20 protein-coding genes are annotated in these 20223 nt (G+C 65.9%); 10 read left to right on the top strand and 10 right to left on the bottom strand.

Annotated features, from left to right (window positions below; genetic code table 11):
- The first annotated feature begins 53 nt into the window (after positions 1–53).
- The 3 genes from ACSQ3S_RS30635 (at position 54) to ACSQ3S_RS30625 (ending at position 3913) form a co-directional block, all read left to right on the top strand.
- Complete coding sequence (locus ACSQ3S_RS30635; RefSeq protein ID WP_436144731.1) at positions 54–1598, top strand: alpha/beta hydrolase family protein; 1545 nt, start codon at positions 54–56, stop codon at positions 1596–1598.
- Between the two features lie 183 nt (positions 1599–1781).
- Positions 1782–3158 carry an esterase gene (locus ACSQ3S_RS30630; protein WP_353401188.1) on the top strand — a complete coding sequence of 459 codons (1377 nt, stop codon included), beginning with the start codon at positions 1782–1784 and terminating at the stop codon, positions 3156–3158.
- Between the two features lie 74 nt (positions 3159–3232).
- On the top strand, positions 3233–3913 hold the full coding sequence (locus ACSQ3S_RS30625; RefSeq protein ID WP_176652305.1) for an OmpW/AlkL family protein: 681 nt from the start codon (positions 3233–3235) through the stop codon (positions 3911–3913).
- A 53-nt stretch (positions 3914–3966) separates the two neighbouring features.
- Here ACSQ3S_RS30625 and ACSQ3S_RS30620 read toward each other — a convergent pair whose 3' ends face one another.
- Both ACSQ3S_RS30620 and ACSQ3S_RS30615 read right to left on the bottom strand, forming a co-directional pair.
- Positions 3967–5151, bottom strand: coding sequence for an acyl-CoA dehydrogenase (locus ACSQ3S_RS30620; RefSeq protein WP_353401185.1), 1185 nt, complete (start codon positions 5149–5151; stop codon positions 3967–3969).
- Between the two features lie 89 nt (positions 5152–5240).
- Positions 5241–5744 (bottom strand): flavin reductase family protein, encoded by a 504-nt coding sequence (locus ACSQ3S_RS30615; RefSeq protein ID WP_176652307.1) that lies wholly within the window; start codon positions 5742–5744, stop codon positions 5241–5243.
- A 118-nt stretch (positions 5745–5862) separates the two neighbouring features.
- On the opposite strand from ACSQ3S_RS30615, the gene msrA reads away from it, so the two are divergent.
- The 3 genes from msrA to ACSQ3S_RS30600 are packed head-to-tail and all read left to right on the top strand — an operon-like array spanning position 5863 to position 9767.
- On the top strand, positions 5863–6390 hold the full coding sequence (gene msrA / locus ACSQ3S_RS30610) for a peptide-methionine (S)-S-oxide reductase MsrA (RefSeq protein ID WP_436144730.1): 528 nt from the start codon (positions 5863–5865) through the stop codon (positions 6388–6390).
- A gap of 40 nt (positions 6391–6430) precedes the next feature.
- The gene (locus tag ACSQ3S_RS30605) at positions 6431–7498 is read left to right on the top strand and encodes an HD domain-containing phosphohydrolase (protein ID WP_436144729.1); all 1068 of its coding nucleotides are present in this window, start codon (positions 6431–6433) and stop codon (positions 7496–7498) included.
- On the top strand, positions 7476–9767 hold the full coding sequence (locus tag ACSQ3S_RS30600; RefSeq protein ID WP_436144728.1) for an ATP-binding protein: 2292 nt from the start codon (positions 7476–7478) through the stop codon (positions 9765–9767). The genes ACSQ3S_RS30605 and ACSQ3S_RS30600 overlap by 23 nt, the downstream gene beginning before the upstream one ends.
- On the opposite strand, the gene ACSQ3S_RS30595 is transcribed toward ACSQ3S_RS30600, so the two are convergent.
- Both ACSQ3S_RS30595 and pdxH read right to left on the bottom strand, forming a co-directional pair.
- Positions 9701–11050, bottom strand: coding sequence for a class I SAM-dependent methyltransferase (locus ACSQ3S_RS30595; protein ID WP_436144727.1), 1350 nt, complete (start codon positions 11048–11050; stop codon positions 9701–9703). The genes ACSQ3S_RS30600 and ACSQ3S_RS30595 overlap by 67 nt on opposite strands.
- Positions 11051–11122: 72 nt before the next feature.
- Positions 11123–12355: a pyridoxamine 5'-phosphate oxidase gene (gene pdxH / locus ACSQ3S_RS30590; protein ID WP_436144726.1), complete on the bottom strand. Its 1233-nt coding sequence runs from the start codon at positions 12353–12355 to the stop codon at positions 11123–11125.
- A 75-nt stretch (positions 12356–12430) separates the two neighbouring features.
- Here pdxH and tcdA point away from each other — a divergent pair, with 75 nt between their 5' ends.
- The 3 genes from tcdA (at position 12431) to cysK (ending at position 14811) form a co-directional block, all read left to right on the top strand.
- Positions 12431–13273, top strand: coding sequence for a tRNA cyclic N6-threonylcarbamoyladenosine(37) synthase TcdA (tcdA, locus tag ACSQ3S_RS30585; protein WP_176652312.1), 843 nt, complete (start codon positions 12431–12433; stop codon positions 13271–13273).
- A 70-nt stretch (positions 13274–13343) separates the two neighbouring features.
- On the top strand, positions 13344–13838 hold the full coding sequence (locus ACSQ3S_RS30580; protein ID WP_176652313.1) for an FKBP-type peptidyl-prolyl cis-trans isomerase: 495 nt from the start codon (positions 13344–13346) through the stop codon (positions 13836–13838).
- Between the two features lie 40 nt (positions 13839–13878).
- Positions 13879–14811 carry a cysteine synthase A gene (cysK, locus tag ACSQ3S_RS30575; RefSeq protein ID WP_353401175.1) on the top strand — a complete coding sequence of 311 codons (933 nt, stop codon included), beginning with the start codon at positions 13879–13881 and terminating at the stop codon, positions 14809–14811.
- A gap of 14 nt (positions 14812–14825) precedes the next feature.
- On the opposite strand, the gene ACSQ3S_RS30570 is transcribed toward cysK, so the two are convergent.
- From ACSQ3S_RS30570 to ACSQ3S_RS30560, 3 genes are read right to left on the bottom strand one after another with little or no spacing between them, the layout of a single operon-like run.
- The gene (locus tag ACSQ3S_RS30570) at positions 14826–15830 is read right to left on the bottom strand and encodes a cation diffusion facilitator family transporter (RefSeq protein ID WP_436144725.1); all 1005 of its coding nucleotides are present in this window, start codon (positions 15828–15830) and stop codon (positions 14826–14828) included.
- Positions 15827–16153: an ArsR/SmtB family transcription factor gene (locus tag ACSQ3S_RS30565; protein WP_176652316.1), complete on the bottom strand. Its 327-nt coding sequence runs from the start codon at positions 16151–16153 to the stop codon at positions 15827–15829. The genes ACSQ3S_RS30570 and ACSQ3S_RS30565 overlap by 4 nt, the downstream gene beginning before the upstream one ends.
- Positions 16154–16202: 49 nt before the next feature.
- Positions 16203–17189: a zinc-binding dehydrogenase gene (locus ACSQ3S_RS30560; RefSeq protein ID WP_436144724.1), complete on the bottom strand. Its 987-nt coding sequence runs from the start codon at positions 17187–17189 to the stop codon at positions 16203–16205.
- Positions 17190–17278: 89 nt separating this feature from the next.
- Between ACSQ3S_RS30560 and ACSQ3S_RS30555 the strand changes: the two genes are divergently transcribed.
- Positions 17279–18172 (top strand): LysR family transcriptional regulator, encoded by an 894-nt coding sequence (locus tag ACSQ3S_RS30555; protein WP_436144723.1) that lies wholly within the window; start codon positions 17279–17281, stop codon positions 18170–18172.
- A 12-nt stretch (positions 18173–18184) separates the two neighbouring features.
- On the opposite strand, the gene ACSQ3S_RS30550 is transcribed toward ACSQ3S_RS30555, so the two are convergent.
- The 3 genes from ACSQ3S_RS30550 to ACSQ3S_RS30540 are packed head-to-tail and all read right to left on the bottom strand — an operon-like array spanning position 18185 to position 20185.
- Complete coding sequence (locus ACSQ3S_RS30550; RefSeq protein WP_436144722.1) at positions 18185–18844, bottom strand: hypothetical protein; 660 nt, start codon at positions 18842–18844, stop codon at positions 18185–18187.
- A gap of 9 nt (positions 18845–18853) precedes the next feature.
- Positions 18854–19438, bottom strand: a complete 585-nt coding sequence (locus tag ACSQ3S_RS30545) for a hypothetical protein (RefSeq protein WP_436144721.1) — start codon at positions 19436–19438, stop codon at positions 18854–18856.
- A gap of 6 nt (positions 19439–19444) precedes the next feature.
- Positions 19445–20185: a hypothetical protein gene (locus ACSQ3S_RS30540; RefSeq protein WP_176652321.1), complete on the bottom strand. Its 741-nt coding sequence runs from the start codon at positions 20183–20185 to the stop codon at positions 19445–19447.
- Between the last annotated feature and the right edge of the window lie 38 nt (positions 20186–20223).

Raw genomic sequence — 20223 nt, 5'->3', positions numbered from 1 at the left:
GTTGCCGGCCGAAAAAATCGCTCGGCGACCTTGAATTCACTAGCAAGGATGCGATGATGCGCGGCCCCCGTCTTTCCCTGATTTTCCCGGCAGTCCTGTTGGCTTCGTGCGGCGGCGGTGGCGGTTCTTCCGCCGACCATACCGGCGGCACCGTCGTCACCCAGCCTCCCGTTACGCAGTTGCGCGGCGTCGTCATCGGCGGCGCCACCCTGGTGCCGGCCGCTGTGAGCGCCGGCGCCACGCTGAACACCGTCGATCCCGTCACGATGAGAAACCTGGTGCAGGCCTCGGTCAGCTACGGCAGCGCCGTCACCGGCACGCCGACCTGCGCCGTCACCACCTACACCGTCAGATACCACACGCTCGACGGCATGGCCGCCGACACCGACGCCAGCACCGCCATCATGGTGCCGTCCGGCACTGATCCGGCGTGCCAGGGCGGCCGTCCGGTGATGCTGTACGCGCACGGCACCTCGGCCTCGAAAGCCACCGACATGGCCAACCTGGCCGGCACCGAGGCGCGCCTGATGGCGGCGATGTTCGCGGCGCAGGGATACATCGTGGTGGCGCCGAACTACGGCGGTTACGCCGGCTCGGCCATGGCCTACCACGCCTATCTCGACGCCGAGCAGCAGGCCAACGACATGATCGACGCCTTGCGCGCCGCGCGCAGCGTGTTCGGCGCCATCAACGCGACCGCGTCCAGCCGGCTGATGGTGAGCGGTTACTCTCAGGGCGGCTTTGTGGCGCTGGCCACGCAGCGCGCGATGCAGACCAAATACTCGGGCGAATTCAAGGTCACGGCGGCGGCGCCGATGTCCGGCCCGTACGCCTTGCTGCAGTTCGGCGACGCCATCTTCAACGGCGCGCCGACGGTCGGTTCCAGCGCTTTCCTGCCGATGCTGATCAACGCCGGGCAGCGCGCCGGCGCCGGCCTGTACACCAGCCTGAACGACGTCTACGAAGACAAATACGCCACCGGCATCGACACGCTGCTGCCCGGCACCCTGGGCCTGGGCGACCTGGTCGCCGCCGGCAAGCTGCCGAACGACGTGCTGTTCGCGGCCGATTCGCTGCCGCAGGCGGCCGGCTACGCTTCCTATTTCGGCGCCGACCATTTGCTCAAGACCAGCTACCGCAACAGCTACCTGGCCGATCTGAAGGCCAATCCGTGCAATACCAACTCGAGCACGCCGCTGGCCTGCGCGCCGGCGCAGCCGCTGCGCAAGTGGCTGCTGAAGAACGACCTGCGCACCTACACGCCGAGCGTGCCGCTGTTCCTGTGCGGCGGCAACCAGGACCCGGTGGTGCCGTTCGCCAATACCGATGCCGCCGGCGCTTATTTCCGCGCCCAAGCCATGTCGTCGTTGCAATTGACGGTGCTGGATCTGGACGACTCCGCGCTGCTCACCGACTACCGCAACGCGCGCGCGGAGTTCGCCGCCGCCAAGGCATTGCTGCGGCTTTCGGTCATCAGCGGCGGCGGCAGCGGGAGCGATGCCAACAAGGCCGTCGCCGACAGCTACCATGCCGGCCTGGTGGCGCCATTCTGTATGCGTGAGGCAAGAAACTTCTTCGATTCCGCACCATCGCGGTGAAAATACCGCCGGACTCGCTTTCATGCCGAAATTGACACCGAGCAAACGTTCTTTTTAGCCACAAAAAGGACGCTCAATTGCGTGCTCCTCTATACAACGTTGCTCAAGGCTGGCATATTAGTTGTGTTGCGAATAGCACGGCCGTTCGTATCACATCACAAAATAAAATTCCTAGGAGACAATATGCGTCACACCAAATTTGCACTCGCTGCAATGGCCTTGGCCGTCCTTGCAGGCTGCGGCGGTACAGATCCAGCACCTGGCAACCAAACCCTCAAGAACAAGTTCAGCGCCCAGGTATCGTTTGGCGATAGCCTGTCCGACGTCGGCTCCTACGCTGTCGGCACCGTGGCTGCGCTGAAGGGTGGCAAATTCACGATCAACGGCGACAGCTCCGCCACCGTGTCCACGCTGACCGGCAAGAACTGGACCGAACTGATGGCCGCGCAAATCGGCGTGGCCGCGCCATGCCCCGCGATTACCGGCCTCGACGGCAATGCAGCCCAAGGCTTCTCGGTGCCGCAAGTAGCCCACGCCGGCTGCTACGGCTATGCACAGGGCGGTGCCCGTGTGACCAACCCTGTCGGCCCAGGCAACAAGCTGACCGGCAGCCCGCTGGGCGCGCTGACCATTCCTGTGGTCACCCAGGTGGCGAATCACCTGAAAGCCGTCGGCGGCAAATTCAAGGGCGACGAGCTGGTGCTGGTCATGGCCGGCGGTAACGACGTGCTGTTCAACCTGTCCAAGCTGAGCGCCGACGCCACCGCGGCCGGTACCGCCGCCGGCGGCCAAGCCTATGTGACTAGCCTGGTGGGCCAGCTGGCCGCCGGCGCCACCAACCCGCAGACCGCCGCCCAGGCCATCGGCCTGGCCGCGGGCACCGAAGCGGCGCGTCCTGGCAGCACCCAGACCACGATCACCCAGGCCGCCATCGGCGCCGCCGCCATCCAGCCAGGCAACTCGGCTGTGGCATCGCCTGCCGTCTATGGTCCAATGGTGGCCAAGGCCACCACCGACGCGACCGCCGCCGGCGCCAAGGCCGGTGCCGACTATGCCACCGCCCACGGTCCCGACCTGGTCGCCGCCATGACGACCGCCGGCACCGAACTGGCCACCCTGGTGAAAACCCAGATCGTCGCCAACGGCGCCAACTTCGTCACCGTGAACAACCTGCCGGACGTGGCCACCACGCCGTCGGGCCGCGGCCAGTCGGCATCGACCCAGGCCCTGATCAACGCCATGGTCAGCGCCTTCAACACCGCGCTGACCACCGGCCTGTCGTCGGAAACCAAGGTGCTGATCGTGGACGTGTTTGCCGCCAGCCACGACCAGGCCACCAACCCCGGCCCATACGGCCTGACCAACGTGTCGGAAACCGCCTGCGACCTGACCCCTGCCAAGAACCCGCTGGCCAGCTCGCTGGTCTGCAACGCCAGCAACGTCAAGTCCGGCGATATCAGCCACTGGTCCTTCGCCGACGACGTTCACCCGACGCCGTTCACCAACCTGCTGCTGGCCCGTTATGTGGCCGAGAAGCTGGTGGTCAAGGGCTGGCTGTAATTCTGTCGTCGCAGGCAGCCGCCGCCTGAGGGCGCCGGCTGCCGGACTCACAACACAATAAATCTGGAGACGATATGAAGAACACGGTAAAACTGCTGGCGCTGGCCGCCGCGATGACGGTAGCCTCGGCTGCATCCGCACAACAAACCCAGGGCACCTGGCTGGGCACGCTGGGCGTCAACAAGATCACCCCTAAAGTCGACTCGGGCGACGTTTCGGCGCCGGCGCTGCCAGGCACCAAGACCGACGTCGGTTCGGATACCAAGCCGCGCTTTGCGGTTGCCTACATGGTGACCGACAACATCTCGGCCGAACTGGATCTGGGTCTGCCGTACAAGCACGAGCTGGAAGGCGCCGGCGCCATTCAGGGCACGGGCAAGCTGGCCACGGCCGAAGTGCTGCCGCCGACCGCCTTTATCCAGTACCGCTTCCTGCCGGCCAACTCGATGTTCCGTCCGTACGTGGGCCTGGGCATCACCTACGCCATGTTCCAGAAGGAGCGTGGTTCGGGCCAGTTGACCTCGATTCTGAACACCGGCGGCCCTGGCGCAACCTTCAAGCTCGATGACAAGTGGGCGGCCAGCTACCAGATCGGCGGCACGGTGAAGATCAACGAGAAGTGGTTCATCGACGCTTCGGTCATCAAGACCAAGCTGAAAACCACCGCGCATTACTCGACCGGTCAGACCCAGGACGTGCGTCTGGATCCGCTGGCGGTCAACGTCAGCATCGGCTATGCCTTCAAGGGCTTCTAGAAAGCGGCCGCACAATGAGAAACCGCTGCCTCGGCAGCGGTTTTTTTTTAGCTTTACTGGAAGGCCTGGATGCCGGTCTGGGCCCGGCCCAGGATCAGCGCATGGATGTCATGCGTGCCTTCGTAGGTATTGACCACTTCCAGGTTCACCATGTGGCGGATGATGCCGAACTCGTCCGAGATGCCGTTACCGCCCAGCATATCGCGCGCCACGCGGGCGACGTCCAGCGACTTGCCGCAGGAGTTGCGCTTCATCATCGAGGTGATTTCCACCGCCGCCGTGCCCGCATCCTTCATGCGGCCCAGCTGCAGGCAGCCCTGCAGGCCCAGCGTGATTTCGGTCTGCATGTCGGCCAGCTTTTTCTGCACCAGCTGGTTAGCGGCCAGCGGACGGCCGAACTGCGAGCGGTCCAGCACGTACTGGCGCGCCGTGTGCCAGCAGTCTTCCGCCGCGCCCAGCGCGCCCCAGGCGATGCCGTAGCGCGCCGAGTTCAGGCAGGTGAACGGACCCTTCAGGCCGCGCACGTCCGGGAAGGCGTTCTCTTCCGGGCAGAACACGTTGTCCATGACGATCTCGCCGGTCACCGAGGCGCGCAGGCCGAACTTGCCGTGGATCGCGGGCGCGCTCAGGCCGGCCATGCCTTTTTCCAGCACGAAGCCGCGGATCGCGCCTTCATCGTCCTTGGCCCAGACCACGAACACGTCGGCCACCGGCGAATTGGTGATCCACATCTTGGAACCGGTCAGCGCGTAGCCGCCCGCCACCTTCTTGGCGCGGGTGATCATCGAGCCGGGATCGGAGCCGTGGTTGGGCTCGGTCAGGCCGAAGCAGCCGATCCACTCGCCGGTGGCCAGTTTCGGCAGGTATTTCTGTTTCTGTTCCTCGGTGCCGAATTCGTAGATGGGCACCATCACCAGCGACGACTGCACGCTCATCATCGAGCGGTAGCCGGAATCGACGCGCTCGACTTCACGCGCGATCAGGCCGTAGGACACGTAGTTCAGGCCGGGACCGCCGTACTGTTCCGGGATGGTCGGGCCGAGCAGGCCCAGTTCGCCCATTTCGCGGAAGATGGAGGTGTCCATCTGCTCGTGGCGGAACGCTTCGAGGATGCGCGGCTGCAGCTTGTCCTGGCAATAGGCGGCAGCGGCGTCGCGCACCATGCGCTCGTCGTCGGTCAGTTGCTGGTCCAGCAGCAGGGGATCATCCCAGTGGAATTGGGCGCGGGCTTGGCTCATGGTGGTCTCTCATTGTGGTGTATGCTGCCCAGCATTCTATGCCGTCACACGGGGGGCGGCTTTTCAAATGGCGACACCAATTTCCGTTTTTAGCCCAGGCTGCAGAATTGCCCGCCGTGGAAAATCAGCGGCGGCGCCGGCGTGACCGCGCACAGCTCGACCTCGCCGACGAAAATGACGTGGTCGCCCTCGGGATAGCGGCTGCGGTTGTGGCATTCGAACCAGGCCGACGAGCCTTTCAGGATCGGCTGGCCGGTGCGCGACAGTTCGTATTCCACGCTGTCCCACGGATTGACGCCGCGCGTGGAAAACAGCTTGGCCAGGTGCGCCTGGCCTGCCGACAGCACATTGATGACGTAATGCGAGTTGCCGGTGAAGATGGGCATGCTGTTGGCCGAGGTGGCCAGGCTCCACAGCACCAGCGGCGGATCCAGCGATACCGAATTGAAGGAACTCGCCGTCAGGCCACGGAAAGTGCCGTCCGCCAGCCGCGTCGTGATGACGGTGACGCCGGTGGCAAACTGCCCCAGGGCCTGGCGGAAATGGGGGGTATCGAAGGAGCGCTGTTGGGCGCGGGGAGAACGTGTGTGCATGGTTGGCCTGTATATTTCTGACATTATGCCAAAGTTTGCCCCGCGATAGCGTATTGCCCCGGTTTGCGTTACAGTCACTCATGGACAGAACCGGGCAGTCTTCTACGCAGGGGGAGTGATGACAATCGAAACCGCGATACTGGGCGGAGGCTGTTTCTGGTGCCTCGAGGCGGTGTATCTGGAAGTGAAGGGCGTTACCCACGTTGAGTCCGGCTACACGGGCGGCCATCAGCCCAACCCGACCTACGAGCAAGTCTGCGTCGGCGACACCGGCCATGCCGAAGTGGTGAAACTGGACTTTGATCCGGCCGTCGTCAGCTACCGCGACCTGCTGGAAATCTTCTTCACCATCCACGACCCGACCACCCTGAACCGCCAGGGCAACGACGTCGGCACCCAGTACCGCTCGGTGATCTACCACCAGTCGCCGCAGCAGGAAGCCACGGCGCGCCAGGTGATCGCCGAAATGGCGGGAGTGTGGGACGCGCCCATCGTCACCGAACTGTCGCCGACCCAGCCCTACTACAAGGCCGAGGACTATCACCAGGACTACTTCCGCCAGCATCCGCTGCAAGGCTATTGCGCCTTCGTGGTGGCGCCCAAGGTGGCCAAGTTCAAGAAGACGTACACGCATCGCTTGAAATAATTGCTTGAAATAATAAGAACGACTAAGCCCGGAGGCATGCATGAAGGTGGTACTGGTCGACGACACCCATATCAACCTGGTGCTGATGTCGCGGCTGGTCGATAAACTGCAGGACGTCAGCACGATGTCGTTCCAGTCGGCGCGCGAGGCGCTGGCCTGGTGCAACGCCAACCCCTACGATCTGCTGATCGTCGACTACATGATGCCGGACATGAACGGGCTGGAGCTGATCGCCGCGCTGGCCGCGCCGCCCGACCAGCGCCCGCCGGTGCTGATGGTGACCGCCAGCGTCGACGTCGACGTGCGCCACCGCGCGCTGGAAAACGGCGCCAGCGATTTCCTCATCAAGCCGATCGACAAGGTCGAGTTCCTGGCCCGCACCCGCAACATGCTGGCGCTGCGCAGCGCCACCTTGAGCCTGCAGCACCGCGCCAGCTGGCTGGCGGACGAGGTCAGCAAGGCCACCGCCGAGCTGCGCGCGCGCGAGCAGGAAACCATCATGCTGCTGTGCCGCGCCTCCGAGTACCGCGATCCCGAGACCGGCGCCCACATCCAGCGCATGGCCCACTATTCGAAGCTGATCGCCGGCCAGCTGGGCCTGTCTGCCGAACAACAAGACGACATCCTCAACGCCGCGCCCATGCACGACATCGGCAAGGTCGGCACGCCGGACCACATCCTGCTCAAGCCGGGTCGCCTGAACGACGAGGAAATGGTGGTGATGCGCCAGCACGCCGGCATCGGCTACAACATCCTCAAGGATTGCCAGGCGCGCATGCTGCAGCTGGCGGCCGAGATCGCGCTGACCCACCACGAGCGCTGGGACGGCAACGGCTACCCGCGCGGCCTGGCCGGCGAGGCCATTCCGCTGGTGGGCCGCATCGTCGCCGTGGCCGACGTGTTCGACGCGCTGACCAGCGTGCGGCCGTACAAGCAAGCCTGGAGCATGGAGGACGCCCGCCGTCACTTGTTGGACAACTGCAACACGCATTTCGACCGGCGCTGCGTCGACGCCTTGCTGGCGCGCTGGGACGACGTGCAGCACATCCGCGCCCGTTTCCGCGACGAACCCGACCAGGCTGGCGATGCCACAATCGCCACCGCCTAGCTGGCCGGCGCCGGCGCTGCGCCGCGACAGCCTGATCGGGGCGATACGGCAGGCGTTCGGCCTGGGCGACGAGGCCGCGCTGGAACGGCTGCTGATCACCTTGGCCGAACTGGAGACCGAGTCCACCCAGCTGCGCCTGGCCAACTCGCTGCTGCGCAAGGAAAACCGCCAGCAGCGCGGCAACGTCGGCACCTGGCGCGACAAGACCGCGGCCAAGCTGGCCGGCCTGCAGCGCGACCTGCACGCCGACCTGACCACGCCGTCCGAATCCGCGGCCGACCGGGCCGCGCGCGACCAGCAGGAGCTGACCGAGCAGATCCTCGACCAGCTGCCGATCCCCGTCTTCCTCAAGGACCGCGCCGGCCGCTTCCTGCGCTTCAACAGCCGCTTCGAGGAATTCACGCAGCGCTCGCGGGCGGAAATCCTCGGCCGCACCATCGGCGACTTCGCCTCGCCGCGCTGGGCCGCCGCCACCTTGCGCGAGGACGAGCAGGCGTGGAGCAGCGGCCGGCTGGTCACCAGCGAACGGCGCATGACCAGCGTCGACCCGCCGATCGACGTGCTGGTCAGCCGCAAGGTGATCAACAGCGGCGGGCTGTCCTATATGCTGGGCTATTTCATCGACATCAGCGAGCAGCGCGCCGCCCGCGCCGCCATGCAGCACGCGGTGGAATCGGCCGAGGCGGCCAGCCGCGCCAAGAGCGAATTCCTGGCCAATATGAGCCATGAAATCCGCACGCCGATGAACGGCATCCTCGGCATGACCGAGCTGGTGCTGGAGTCCGGACTCAACGCCGAGCAGCGCGCCGACCTGGGGCTGGTCAAGGCCTCGGCCGACGCCCTGCTGCACATCGTCGACGACATCCTCGACTTTTCCAAGATCGAGGCGGGCAAGCTGGAGATCGAGGAAGTGCCGTTCGACCTGCACCAGCTGGTGGGCGACACGCTGCGCGCGATGGGCTTGCGCGCCCGGCAGAAAGGGCTGGCGCTGGCCGGCGAGCTGGCGCCGGAACTGCCGCGCATCATGAAGGGCGATCCGGGGCGGTTGCGCCAGGTGCTGCTGAACCTGGTCGGCAACGCCATCAAGTTCACCGAACACGGCGGCGTGACGGTGGCGCTGGGCGCCGGTCCCGAGCACGACGGCCGCAGCGACATCACGTTTGCCGTGCGCGACACCGGCATCGGCGTGCCGGCCGAAAAGCAGCACATGATCTTCGAGGCGTTTGCCCAGGTCGACGGTTCCACCACGCGCCAGTACGGCGGCACCGGCCTGGGATTGGCGATCTGCCGCCGGCTGGTGATCCTGATGCAGGGACGGATAGACGTCAGCAGCGAACCGGGGCGGGGCAGCGTGTTCAGCTTTACCGTGCCGCTGCAGCACACCGGGGTGACGCAGGCGGCGCCGCTGCCGCCGCTGCCGGTGCAGGCCCCGGGCGCGAACATGGGGCCCAGCGTGCTGACCGCCGAGGGCGACGCATTGCCTTCATACTCGCCGGTGTCGGCGGCCACCACTGCGCCCGCGCTCGGCGGCCTGCGCGTGCTGCTGGCCGAAGACAATCCGGTCAACCAGCGGCTGGCGATGCGGCTGCTGGAAAAGCTGGGCCACCGCGTGACCCTGGTCGACAACGGCCTGGCCGTGCTCGACAGCGCGGTGTACGGCGGCTTCGACGTGATCCTGATGGACGTGCAGATGCCGGCCCTGGATGGCTTGGCGGCCACGCGCCAGATCCGCCTGCGCGAGCTGGCGCAGGGCGGCCATGTGCCGATCATCGCGATGACCGCGCGCGCCATGGCCGGCGACCGCGAGCGCTGCATGGAGGCGGGCATGGACGACTACCTGTCCAAGCCGGTCGACAGCCAGCAGCTGCGCGAGATGCTGCAGCGCTATCAGCCCGACAGCGGCCATCAGTTGCTGGACTGGCGCGGCGCGCTGCAGCGGCTGGACGGCGATACCGAACTGCTGCTGGAACTGGCCGCGCTGTTCCTGCAGGACGGCCCGCAGCTGTGGCAGGAACTGGGCGCGGCGCTGGCGTCGGGCGAGACCGAACGCAGCACGCGCGCCGTGCACAGCCTCAAGGGCGTGCTGGTCAACTTCGGCGCCGCGCGCGCGGTGGCGCTGGCCGAGCAGCTGTCGGCGGCGTTGCATGCCGGCCAGCCGTGGCAATCGGCCGCCGTGCGCCTGGAGTCGGCGCTGGAGCAGGTCTACGAGGCGCTGAAGGCCTTGATCGCCGGCGGCGTCGACGCCACGGCCGCGCCGCCATCGTCCTGAAGCAGCGCGAACGCCGACAGGCCGTCGCCGCCGAGCGCGTAGTTCCCGGCGCCGGTGCCATTGTTCGTATTGTCCGCCGCCGACGGATACATATGCTTGCGCGACCACGGCAGCGCGCCGCTGCGTTGCGCCGCCTTGCGGCCGACGATCTGGTACAGGCTGATCCAGTCCTGCTCGAAGGCATAGCTGCAGCCGGCCAGGTAGACGTGCCAGATCCGGTAGCGCTTGTCGCCCGCCAGCGCCCGCGCGCGCTCGGCCCCGGCCTCGAAATTGTCGGTCCAGATCGCGCAGGTGCGGGCGTAGTGGCGGCGCAGGTTCTCCACGTCGAACACTTCCAGCCCCCCTTGCTGCATGGTCTTGAGCACGTTGCCGACGTGCGCCAGTTCGCCGTGCGGGAACACGTATTTTTCAATGAACTCGCCGCCGCCGTACGGCGTTTCGCCGTTGTCCGGATCGGTGGTGGTGATGCCGTGGTTCATCACCACGCCGTCCGGCGCCAGCAGCCTGTTGATGGCCGCGAAATACTCGGGCAGGTGCTTGACGCCGACGTGCTCGAACATGCCGACGCTGGTGATGCGGTCGAACTGGCCGCGCACGTCGCGGTAGTCCTGCAGGCGGATCTCGACCAGGTGTTCCAGCCCGGCGCGCCGCACCCGCTCCTTGGCCAGCGCGAACTGGTTTTCGGACAGCGTGACGCCGACGCAGCGCGCCTTGTACTGCTGCGCCGCGCGTATCACCAGCGCGCCCCAGCCGCAGCCGATGTCGAGCAGCGTCTGGTTGGGCTTGAGCTCGATCTTGCGCAGGATGTGGTCGATCTTCTTGACCTGGGCCACGGCCAGGTCCTCGTCGCCGTTCTCGAAATAGGCGCAGGAATACACCATGTTGGGATCGAGGAACTGCGCGTAGAACTCGTTGGACACGTCGTAGTGGTAGCGGATCGCCTCCGCGTCCTTCTGCTTGCTGTGGGCCATGCCGCGCACGATGCGGGCGAACTTGCCCTCGGCCTTGAGCGTGGTGCGCGCCAGCGCGTTGACGATGGCGATCATGTCGTGCGCGCGGCCCTTGACCTCGATCGCGCCTTCGACATAGGCGGCGCCGAGGTTGGACAGCGACGGCGTCAGCAGGTAGCGCGCCGCCGACACATTGGGCAGCCGTATCGTCACGCGCGGCGGCTGGTCGGAGAAATCGACATGCTGGCCGTTCCACAGTTCGATGCGCAGCGGCAGCGCGATTTGCTGGCGGATGCCCGAGATCCAGGTGCTGAGTCGGTTCTGTACAAACAAGATAACCTCCGAGTTCAGAAACAAAAAGACCATCGCAAGCGATGGCCTGGTGTCCCGCCCGGCGCGCCGGTGCTACGGCTGCAAGCGTTCCTTCACCCAGCTTCCATCTGCCTGTTTGACGTACACGATCCGGTCATGGAAACGCGAACGGCGTCCCTGCCAGAACTCGATGCGCACCGGATCGAGGCGGTAGCCGCCCCAGTGTTCCGGCCGCACCGGATGTTCGCCGCCGACCGCGGCGGCGGCATCGTAATTGGCTTCCATCTGTTCCCGGTTGGCGATCCGCGCGCTCTGCTGCGATGCGATCGCGGCGATCTGGCTTTTCACCGGCCGGCTGTAAAAATACTTGTCGCTCTCTTCGGCGGAGGTGTGCTCCACCTTGCCTTCTATCCGCACCTGGCGTTCCAACTCGCTCCAAAAGAATAACAGCGCGGCGTGCGGGTTGGCGCGCAGTTGCCGGCCTTTCTGGCTCTCGTAATTGGTGTACCAGGTGAAGCCGCGCTGGTCGTACTGCTTGATCAGCACAATGCGCGAACTGGGCTTGCCGTCCGCATCCACCGTCGCCACGCTCATCGCGTTCGGTTCATTGACCTGGGCGCGCAGGGCTTCTTCAAACCATTTGCCGAACTGGGCGATCGGATCGTCCAGCACATCGTGTTCCGTCAAACTGGCGCGGCCGTAATCGAGGCGCAGGTCCGCCAGCACCACGCCGTCGGCCACCGTGTTGGCCACCGCCACCTGTTGCTGCTCCGGCACCTGGCTTTGCGGCAGGGCCGGGGCGATGCCGCGCCGCGCCTGCATCGCGCTGCCCAGCTGCGCCATCTGCTCCGGGCTGAACAGGCGCTTGGCCATCGGCGCGACGTGCGTTTCTTCCTTGGTCATATGGGCCGCGTAGGCGTCGCAGAAACGCTGGACATCCTGCGCCGACAAGGCGGTACTTTGCCCATTTGCAATTTGATCAAGTTGTGAATTAATTATATGCCAGTCTTGGTCCATTTGCTGGTGGTCGGCCAAAATGCCGGGCACCAGCTCGGCCAGCAGCGCGGCGTCGGCGCCGCGCGCGGTGGCCTGCAGCATCGGCACCAGGTTCTGCTCCTCGTCGTCGTGGTGCAGGTGGGCCGCCTTGTTGAAATATTTCTGCACCGCTTGCGCGGCCTTTTGCGCCTCGGCGTCGGCGCCGTGCTTGGGCAAATGCGCCAGCAGCTTCTGCAGCGTTTCCAGCTGCTGGCGTATCTTGTCGTGGCAATGTTTCAAGACTGCTATCGGCTGGCTGAAATCGGGGGCGGTGTCAAACAAGGTACTCATGGGATGGGCGCTCTGGCTAAGGTAGAAAGTCATTCTAAAATAATTTTTGCGGCAGCGTCCGTTAAAATGTCGGCTATGAACTCCATCGCCCCCACCCAATTCGACGATATCGACTTCGAGCGCCGCTTCGGCGGCATCGCCCGCCTCTATGGCGAGCGCGCGCTGGCGCGCTTCCGCGGCGCCCACGTGTGCGTGGTCGGCACCGGCGGCGTCGGCTCCTGGATCGTCGAGGCGCTGGCGCGCAGCGCCATCGGCCAGCTGACCTTGATTGATCTGGACAACGTCGCCGAGTCCAACATCAACCGCCAGATCCAGGCCCTGAGCGGCACCGTCGGCCAGGCCAAGATCGGCGCGCTGGCCGAGCGCATCGCCCAGATCAATCCGTTCTGCGTGGTCAACCAGATCGAGGACTTCGTCACGCCGGACAACCTGGAGCAGATGCTGGGCGCGGGCAGGTACGACTACGTGGTCGACGCCATCGACAGCGTCAAGGCCAAGGCGGCGATGATCGCCTGGTGCCGTCAGCACGCGCTGCCGATGATCATCATCGGCAGCGCCGGCGGCCAGACCGATCCGACCCAGATCGCCGTGCGCGACCTGGCGCGCACCGAGCAGGAACCGCTGCTGAAAAAAGTGCGCAAGGTGCTGCGCAGCCAGTACGGCTATCCGCGCGGCGAAAAGACCAAGTTCCACGTCGACGCGGTGTTCTCGATGGAGCCGCTGAAGTTCCCGGAAACGGGCGAGGCGTGCGCGGTGGACGGCGACGAGCGCGCCGGCGGGGTCACCGGTTTGAACTGCGCCGGCTTCGGCTCGGCGATGGTGGTCACCGCCACCTTCGGCATGGTGGCCGCCAGCCAGGTGCTGCTCAAGCTGGCCGAGAGCGTGCAACCGGCGGTACCGGCCGCCGCGACGATGTAAGTTTTATCCAGTTCGCGATACAGGTTTGCTATCATAGCCCGCTGTCCCAGACCCATCGAAAGAAAACCATATGATGCGTAGTTCAGTATTCGTTGCACTGTGCGCGCTGGCGGCCTCCGTGGCCCAGGCGCAAACCCCGGCCGCGCCGGCCACCGCCGCCGATGCGCCGCCACCGCCGCCGCTGGTGGTCGGCTCGGCCACGCCGGGCCCGGCCGCCGAGCAGCTGATCGTCACCGACACCAAGGTCGGCACCGGCAAGGAAGCGACCACCGGCGCCACCGTCTACATGCACTACTCGGGCTGGCTGTATCGTCCGCTGGCGAAAGGCATGCACGGCAAGCTGTTCGACTCGTCGATCCCGCGCGGCGAGCCGCTGGACTTCGTGCTGGGCGCAGGCCGCGTCATCAAGGGCTGGGACCAGGGCATCCAGGGCATGAAGGTGGGCGGCAAGCGCACCTTGATCATCCCGTCGGAACTGGCCTACGGCTCGCGCCCGTCGCCGGGCAGCGGCATCCCGCCGAATTCCGCGCTGATCTTCGACGTGGAGCTGATGGACGTCAAATAAAGGCGTAGACTGGAACCTCCGTCCCACCCCGGAGGTTCTGATGAAGATAGCCAACGACGTAACCGAATTGATCGGCCGTACCCCGCTGGTACGGCTGAACCGGCTGGCCAAGGGCAGCACCGCCCAGGTACTGGCCAAGCTGGAATACTGCAACCCGGCCCACAGCGTGAAAGACCGCATCGGCCTGTCCATGATCGAAGCGGCCGAAGCGGCCGGCCAGATCCGTCCCGACACCATCATCCTCGAACCGACCAGCGGCAACACCGGCATCGCGCTGGCGATGGTCTGCGCCGCGCGCGGCTACCGCTGCACCCTGGTCATGCCGGACACCATGAGCCGCGAACGGCGCCTGCTGCTGCGCGCCTACGGCGCTGAACTGATACTGACGCCGGGCAGCGAAGGCATGCTGGGCGCGATCCGCAAGGCCGAGGAGCTGGCCGAGGGCGACCGCCGCTACCTGATGCCGCAGCAGTTCAACAATCCCGCCAATCCCGACGTGCATCGCCGCACGACGGCCGAGGAAATCTGGGCCGATACCGACGGCCGCGCCGACATCCTGGTGGCCGGCGTCGGCACCGGCGGCACGATCACCGGCGTGGGCGAGGTGATCAAGGCGCGCAAGCCGGAATTCCGCTGCATCGCGGTGGAACCGGAGGCGTCGCCGATGCTGGCCAAGGGCACCAAGGGCCCGCACCCGATCCAGGGCATAGGCGCCGGCTTCGTGCCGGCGGTGCTGAACACCAAGGTCTACGATGAAATCATCGGCGTGAAAAACGAGGACGCGTTCGAGACCGCGCGCCTGGCGGCCAGTCAGGAAGGGCTGCTGGTGGGGATCTCTTCCGGCGCCGCGCTGTGGGCCGCGCTGCAGGTGGCGCGGCGGCCGGAGAGCGCGGGCAAGATCATCGTGGTGATCATCCCGTCGTTTGGCGAGCGCTATCTGAGCACGCCGCTGTACGCCAACCTGGCGGACTAGCCGCTTAGCTTAGCTTAGTGCGGCGCCGGCTGCAGGCAGCATTCCTGCGAGCCGGTGCCGAGGCGGATCTGCAGCGTGCTGTGCTGGATCGAGAATTCCTCGCGCAGCTGGCGGCTGATGGCGTCGATGGCGCCGTCGCCGGGGTAGCCGGCCGGCGTGACCAGTTGCGCCGTCAGCGCCGTCTCGGTGGTGCTCATGGCCCAGATGTGCACGTCGCACACCTCGCTCACCTCGGGCTGGCTGCGCAGGAAGGCTTCGATCTCGGCGCGGTCCACATTGTCCGGCACGGCGGCCAGCATCATGCGCATGGCCTGCTTCAACAGCGACCAGGTGCTGTAGGCGATGAAGGCGACGATGGCCATGCTGACCAGCGGGTCCAGCCAGTTCCAGCCGGAATAGCGGACGATGACGCCGGCCACCAGCACGCCCAGCGAGATGGCGGCGTCGGCGGCCATGTGCAGGTAGGCGCCGCGGATGTTGATGTCGTCCTTGCTGCCGGACATGAACAGCCAGGCCGAGAAACCGTTGACCAGGATGCCGACGCCGGCCACCACCGACACCGTCAGGCCGGCCACCGGTTCCGGATGCACCAGCTGCTGCACGGCTTCCCAGGCGATGCCGCCGCAGGCCGCCATCAGCAGCATCGAATTGAACAGCGCGGCCAGCATCGAGGTGCTGCGCAGGCCGTAGGTATAGCGGCCGTTCGGCGTGCGCCGGGCCAGGATGGCGGCGCCCCAGGCCAGCATCAGGCCCAGCACGTCCGACAGGTTATGGCCGGCGTCGGCCATCAGCGCGGTGGAGTTGGCCAGGAAGCCGTAGAAGAATTCGATCGCCACGAACACGGTGTTGAGCACGATGGCGATGGCGAAGGCGCGGCCCATGGTGTTCGGGTCGCCGTGGTGGTGGCCGTGGCTGTGGTCGTGCCCATGATCGTGGCTGTGCGCCTTGGCCTTGGCCGGCGCGTGGCTGTGGTCGTGGTCATGATGATCGTGGTCGTGATGGTCGTGGTGCTGGCTCATGCTTCGTTCCCGTTGGAAGGTTCGGCGATATGTTCGAGCATATCGTTGAGGACGCCGCTGATATGGGCGTCGGCTGCGGAGTAGAAAACCTGCTTGCCCTGGCGCTCGGACTTGACGATGCGCGCCGCGCGCAGCAGGCGCAAGTGGTGGCTGACCAGAGAGCTGCTCAGTTCAAGGGAGGAGGCGATGTCGCTGACGGCGATCGGCGCCGCCACGCAGGCAAGCACGATGCGCAGGCGCGTCGGATCGCCCAGCAGGTGGAACAGATCGGCCAGCTGGGCAATCGCGGGATCGCAGACGGTATAGTCGTGTTGGCAACTCATAATACTAACAAGTGAATAGGTATTCACATGTTAGCAGAAAATGCCGGCGTCAGGGTAGTACGGTCACAACAGCCTTGCCCGTTCCCGTGCCGGACTCCAGGTATTCATGGGCGCCGACGATGTCTTCGAAGGAAAATACCCGCGCCGGCCTTGCCCGGTAGTGGCCCTGTTCCACCCGCTCGACGATTTGCTGCAAGGGCACCCGGTCCAGCTCGAATCCCGGCGAGCCGAACGCGAAGCTGCCGAAAAAGCTCAGCTGCACCCGCGGCGGCAGATGTTGCAGCGGCAGGAAGCCGGCCAGCGGCCCGAGGCCGCCGAGGAAGCCTGCCTGGCAGACGCGGCCGGGCCGGGCCGCGAGGGCCAGCGAATCGAGCAGCGTGGTATTGCCCACCAGGTCCAGCACCGCGTCGACGCCGCCGGGAGCGATGGCGCGCACGGCGGCGGCCAGGCTGGGCTGTTCCTCGATGACGTGGCGGGCGCCGTTGTCTTTCAACAGGGTCTCAAGCGCAGCCGGACGGCGCGTGGTGGCGATCACCTGCGCGCCCGCGTGGGCCGCGATATTGGTCGCCGCCTGGCCCAGCGCGGAGCTGGCGCCGCGTACCAGCAGCGTTTGCCCGGGACGCAGCTCCAGGTTGTCGTGCAAGCAGGCCCAGGCGGTTGCATACGATTCCGGTATCGCGGCCAGATCGGCCCACGGCAGCGACGAGCGCAGCGGCACCACATTGCCGGCCGGGACGCACGCATATTCCGCGTAGCTGCCGTTGATGGTGCGTCCCATGCCGCCCATGATGGCGGCCACGGTGTCGCCTTCGCGCAGCCCGGTTCCCGGCGCCGCGGCCACGATGCCGACGCATTCGATGCCCGGCACCCTGGCGACCTCGCCCCACAAGCCCTGGCGCATATAGGTTTCCGCGCGGTTCAGGCCGAACGCCTGGACGTGGATCAGCGCCTGGCCGGGAGCGGGCACCGGTGTGGGCAGCTGCACCGGCTGCAACTGGTCGGGACCGCCGAACTGGGCGATTTGTATGGCACGCATGAGGTTCTCCTGAAAGTGGTCGAGCCACGACTGTATGGGAAAACATATTCGGATAAAATTGGAAAATCTGGTCAATCTCTGTAGGATTTATGAACTCTGTCGGATTCACCCTGCATGAACTGGCCTGCTTCCTGGCGGTCGCCGAACTGGGCAGCTTTCAAAAGGCCGCGACCCGGCTGCACCGCTCCCATCCCAGCGTGTTTGCCGCCGTCGCCAGCCTCGAGCGCCAACTGGGGCTGGCGCTGTTCGACCGCGGCGGCTATCGGGTCGCCGTCTCCGCCGCCGGCGAGGCCTTCCTGGACCGGGCCAGGCAGATGCTGGACAGCGCCAGGCAGATGGAAACGCAGGCTCGGCAGATCGCCATGGGGGAGGAAGTCAGGCTGGCGGTGGTGATCGGCGACCTGTGCCCGCTGCCGGCGACCTTGCATTTGCTGCGGCGTTTTTTTGCGCAGTGCCCGGCGACCCGGCTGGACCTGCATTTCGAGGCCCTGTCAGGCCCGTGGGAGCGCCTGCAAAGCGGCGAGGCGGACTTGATCTTCCATCACCTCGAGCAGGCGGAGGTGCGCTTCGACGCCAGGGGATGGCAGCGGGGCCGGCTGGTGCCGGTGGTGGCGCCCGATTTCCTGGATTTTCCGGTGCACGCCGGCATCACGCCGGAAATGATGCGGCCCTACGTGCAATGCGTGATACGCGACAGCGCGCGCAACGGCGTCCCGCGCGACTACTTCGTGGTGGACGGCGCCCGCCGCTGCACCGTCGCCGATCAGTTCATGAAGCGCGAGGTGATCCTGCAAGGCATGGGGTGGGGGCATATGCCGCTGTACCTGGTGGAAGAGGATCTGGCTCAGGGGCGGCTGCTGTCGATGGCCGGCGACCATTTCCGCGAAAGCGAGCTGGAACTGGTCATCGCGCGCCGCCGCGATGTCGCCCACGGTCCGGTCGCCACCCGGCTGTGGGAGCACCTGGTGGCGCATCTGCCGTAGATCAGGAGTGCGTCAGGAATGCGGGGCGGCCGGCACGGACTTGGCCAGGTCGTTGCGCAGCGCCTGCAGGTTGCCGTCCAGGCTGCTGTAGGCGCTGATCATCTGGCTCAGCATGCGGAAAATCGCCTTCGGATCGCCGTCGCCCATGCGCACATCGCTGATCGTGTCCATCATGCCCGGGCCGTTGAGGAAATTGTTGCCGCCGCTGGCATTGATCATCTGCACGTCGCGCATGCTGGCATACAGGCCCGAATACCGTTCCAGCTCCTGTTGCGACATCCAGCTGACCGCCTGGCTGGCGACCGCCACTTCCCATGCCTCGCGCCGCAGCGCCGGGGTCAGCACGCTCAGGCCCAGCTTGTTCTTCAACTCCAGTTTGTCGATCAGCGCCTGGCTGCCGCCCTTGTCCTGGATGCCGGCCAGCAGTTGCGCGCGCAGCGCCTGCAGCTTGGTCAGCTCGGCGGTGTTGTGGGTCAGTACCTGGTCGAGTTCGCGGACATTGGCCTGGATCTCGGCGTCGATGCGGGTGCCGGCTTCATGCGCCAGGTGGCGGTGGTGCAGGGTTTGCACGCCATGCTCCAGCGCCAGCGCGGTGATGATGCTGATGACGATCATCAGGTACTCGCCGCCGAATTCCTTGAAAGAGCTGGCCTTGGGGACTTCAAAGTGCATGTATCTTCCTTATTTTTGCAGCTCGGCCTGGAGCTGGGTGCGGACTTTCGGGTCCAGTTTCTGGATCGCCTTGTTCAGCTTGTCGGCGTTTTGCAGGGCCAGGGTTTGTTCCGGCGTCAGCGCCTGCGCCTGGATGACGGCGGCCGGCGGCGGCGCGGGCTTGAAGAAGGCGGCCTGGCCGCCCAGCACCAGCAGCGCGCTCAGCACCGAGACGCCGGCGGCGGCCGCCAGCAGGCGCAGTTCGCGCGGCGTGATGGCCGGCGACTGGGTGGCGATCGGGCGTACCGCGCCGGCGGCGGGCGCCGGCGCGTAGGCCGACGGCGTGGCGGGCGGCTCCGTGGCGGCGGCCGGCTCGTTGGTGGCGTCCAGCACCGCCGCCTTGTGGCTGCCGGCCTGCAGCGGCGCCAGCCCGCCGGCCAGGCGCGCCTGCTGCGCCAGCTCCAGCGAGGCGGCGTCGATCAGCGCGACGTGGCGCTCGACCGCTTCCTCCAGCACCGCTTCGTTCAAGGCCACCAGCGCGAACACCGGATCGTCGATGTCGATCCTGACGCCGGTTTTTTCAAAGACCAGACTGCGCAGCTTCTGCTGATCCATGGCGGCTTACCACTCCACTTTGTCGAGTTGCTCGAACAGGTCGCGGAACACCACCTTGATGCGCTGCTTTTCCATGACGTTGAACTTGTCGCTTTCCTTGACCTCGTTGGCGGTCAGGCGCGCCGTGTTCATCTTCTTGATGTCGGCGCCGAAGGTGTCGGCGTTGCGCGCCGACAGCACGATGCGACCCTTGACGCGCGACGAGTTGTCGGCGTAGGTCTGCGATTCGGTGAACTGCTTGCCGGACGCCGACTGCAGCAGGCCGAAGTGCTCGTTTTCCCACAGCACCAGCGGCACATTGGTCGACTTGGCCGTCGACACGAAGCCCATCGCCGTGTCGTGCAGGGTGTCGCCGCCGCCGACGATGGTGTGGATGTAGACCTTGCGCCCCGATTCCTGCAGCAGCGAGAAGCAGTCGTTCTCGATCAGGTAGCCCATCAGCGGGGAGAAGGTGTTGGCGCCGTTGTCGATGACGCAGTTGCCGTCCTCTTCCAGGATGTCGATCATCAGCGCGTCGAAACGCTTGGGGTCGATGTTGCGGCTGTCCGTCATCACCGGCACATGCTTGACGTCCATCGCCTTGTAGCGCGAGAAGGTCGCGTTCTCCTGGTCGGTGTCGTAGCAGCGCAGCGGCTGGTCGCCTTCGCCGACGTCCTTGCTGGCGATCCATTGCGCGAGGATGGTCGAGACCAGCGTCTTGCCGATGCCGCCTTTGCCCTGGAGAATAAAATGTACCGTGTTTTGCATCAATTACTCCTGAAACGCTTGAATGCGTCGAGAGTAAT

The sequence above is a fragment of the Duganella sp. LjRoot269 genome, from assembly GCF_964254095.1.
GTDB lineage: Bacteria > Pseudomonadota > Gammaproteobacteria > Burkholderiales > Burkholderiaceae_D > Rugamonas > Rugamonas hordei.
This window is presented reverse-complemented; position numbering and strand designations above follow the sequence as displayed.